Raw genomic sequence first — 2,630 nt, forward strand, 5'->3', positions numbered from 1 at the left:
ACTATGCCTATTTACAAGCGCCTGCTAAGAAATTGCTTACACATTGGCTTCTGTTAATCGGTCTATTTTTTTGTATGCTCGGAGACGGCTTTCTCGTCTACTGGTTTGTCGWTGGTTTATCCGCTTTTCTGATTGGACACCTGTTTTATTTTGCGGGATTTTTGAGTAGATGGAACTTTTCAAAAATCCGTTTTGCAACCATCGTACCGATTGCGATATACGGTTACTTTTTCGGTAAAGAAATCATCAGTGCTCTAACTCTTGATGGCAACGATTCATTAGTATTACCCGTCTTGTTTTATATCATCGTCATTTCTTTGATGGCATGGTCCGCATTTATGACAGGCAACAAATGGGCGATTGTTGGAAGTATTTTGTTTGTCATTTCCGATTCCATTTTGTCCTGGAATATGTTTGTGTCCGATATTCCGTATTCAGGAATCCTTATTATGACGACTTATTACAGCGCACAATTTTTGATTGCTAATAGCATACGTTCCATTGCATCTGAAACTAATCGACCGTCTGCTTTCTCTTAAATAATTTTTCTAGTTCTTTAATCTTGTTACAACATTCTCCATTTATCACTATGATCCCTTAAGATATCATTAAAGTCTTAAATGCTCTTCCGCTTCTGAAATACTTTTAACACAATGTCATCTGAAAGAATATTGTTGATCAAGTGAAAAAAGTATCCTAGAAAAATTGCCAAAATAATAGCCCATCCACAATAACTGTGGTTGGGCTATTTCAATTCTTCAAAAAGTCCTACTACATCAACTTCATTATATTTATGCTACCAATTAAGCGAAAAAAAGAACAGAATAAACTGCTTAAAATGACGAAAGTGCAAAAAGTCCTTTAAAAGTAAGAAAAGCGTCCAGGCAATTGCCTAGACACTTCTTTGGTTTGACTGACAACCTGGTTAAGTTCCGCAGTCAATATAGTTTATGCAATACCACCTTGTTTATGTACAGAATTGCTTATTAAACCCTTATTAAACTTTCTCTCAAGTTCATATTACTCATTAACTTTATTTTTGATGGCTCTTTTGCTTTTGGATATAAAGTGTCCATAAGCTAAAGTCACCCGCATTTATATATCATTTGAGGGTAAGTTAAAAAAGAATAGTTATCTCTTTAAGAAAGGCTTTTAATCATGGATCGTGGATAATATTCGAGCAGGCAAGATATTAACTGCCATTTGACGTCTGCAATATTGTTTAGAGGTTATCTTTTTATTCTTCTATGTCTTCTACGGTTATTGGAGCAACTTTGGGGAAGATTAATGATGTTGTTTTATTTTTATGAAGGAGGATTAAGAAATGGCAAAGATTGCTGTAGAAAAACCCTATGAAGACGTTAAAAAGGCTTTAGAAGAAAAAGGTCACACAGTGAAGATGTTCAGCACTGATGAGAATGTTTCAGGTTACGATATGGGTGTCGTAAGGACCATTAATGAAGGTCATAATGACGAATTTGAATTTCCGGTTGTAGCTATGTCAGGAATGTCTATTGATAACGTAGTACAAGCGGTAGAACATCGGCTAGGTCAGATGTAATCGGAATTAATCGAATCAAAAAAGAAGCTCAGTCTACTTGAGCTTCTTTCTTTAATTCCTTTGTACGACAAATTAAAAAACCCACTAAAATGAGTGGGAACAAGCTATTTCACATGGCGATCGCGGTGATCATCTTTTCTTTTTAAGCCCATTAATCCAAACAAGCCTAACAATCCAAGCCAACCCCATTCCATATCATCAACGTCGTCTTCCACGGCATCCTTATTTATCGTGATAGGTGTAGCATAAGTAGTTGTTTCTGCAAATGAAAAAGCAATCATAAAAGCAAGGAAAAATGCTGCAAGTTTTTTCATTAATATTCCTCCTCTGAGTAAGTAGAATTAATCATTGCCTTAATCAAAACCGATTATTCACAATCACATTTACTCAGGGACTGAGGTAAAAGATTGGGTAAAAAAAGAAAAAAGATGTCAGCTCATTTACTTCAAGGTTTCAAATAATACTCTTCCATGTATAGCATATTGCGAAAAAATGTTTTAAACGTATGAACGAAAAAGCGTCATCTCATTTGAGAAGACGCTTCCCTACTTTTCTCTAAGCTCTCCAAACTCCACGTTCCCACTTCTCAATAAATTGCTCAAACGTAAGACCATATCGTTCTCTAATTTTATGATACACGAAATATTGTCCCAAGCTTTCAATGAGTCGCTCTTCCATTTAAACTCCTCCTGCTGTTTTGATGGATTCATTTATTCTATTCATCAATAGCTTGTCCATATACATGAAATCATATTCAAGTTTATATAAGGATAAGGGTGATTCAACATGTGTTTATCAGAACAAAAAAACGTTGAAGACGAAAATCCTTCAACGTTTTTCTATAACTCTAGCTTAAAAAGATGGTAAGATGGTACTACTTTTTTCTTATTAGGTCGTTGTTCCTTCAATATTTGTTTCTGGAGCTGTCTCTTCTGGTTTAATATCGGCAAATGTCTCATTATGCTCTTCTAAGTCCCGTGTACGGTGTGCAATTCTTGACGATGCACATGCGGCGATACTTGCAACAAGATCGTCCAAGAATGTGTGTATGCCTTCACCTATTTTGGTA

4 protein-coding genes and 1 pseudogene are annotated in these 2,630 nt (G+C 35.5%); 2 read left to right on the top strand and 3 right to left on the bottom strand.

Annotation, left to right across the window (positions count from 1 at the left end):
- Together AC1DSB_RS17710 and AC1DSB_RS17715 are read left to right on the top strand one after the other, a co-directional pair.
- A partial coding sequence (locus AC1DSB_RS17710) for a lysoplasmalogenase (RefSeq protein WP_477587249.1) occupies positions 1 to 539 on the top strand: 539 nt, incomplete at its 5' end.
- A gap of 785 nt (positions 540 to 1,324) precedes the next feature.
- Positions 1,325 to 1,561, top strand: a complete 237-nt coding sequence (locus AC1DSB_RS17715; protein WP_477531645.1) for a YkuS family protein — start codon at positions 1,325 to 1,327, stop codon at positions 1,559 to 1,561.
- Between the two features lie 104 nt (positions 1,562 to 1,665).
- Here AC1DSB_RS17715 and AC1DSB_RS17720 read toward each other — a convergent pair whose 3' ends face one another.
- The 3 genes and pseudogenes from AC1DSB_RS17720 to AC1DSB_RS17730 form a co-directional block, all read right to left on the bottom strand.
- Positions 1,666 to 1,875: a WGxxGxxG family protein gene (locus AC1DSB_RS17720; RefSeq protein ID WP_477531646.1), complete on the bottom strand. Its 210-nt coding sequence runs from the start codon at positions 1,873 to 1,875 to the stop codon at positions 1,666 to 1,668.
- A 241-nt stretch (positions 1,876 to 2,116) separates the two neighbouring features.
- Positions 2,117 to 2,239 carry a hypothetical protein gene (locus AC1DSB_RS17725; RefSeq protein WP_342541997.1) on the bottom strand — a complete coding sequence of 41 codons (123 nt, stop codon included), beginning with the start codon at positions 2,237 to 2,239 and terminating at the stop codon, positions 2,117 to 2,119.
- Between the two features lie 210 nt (positions 2,240 to 2,449).
- Positions 2,450 to 2,630 (bottom strand): annotated as a pseudogene (locus AC1DSB_RS17730) (phosphatidylglycerophosphatase A family protein); the annotation flags it as partial.

The organism is Paenisporosarcina sp. P4_E4_2, assembly GCF_056401595.1.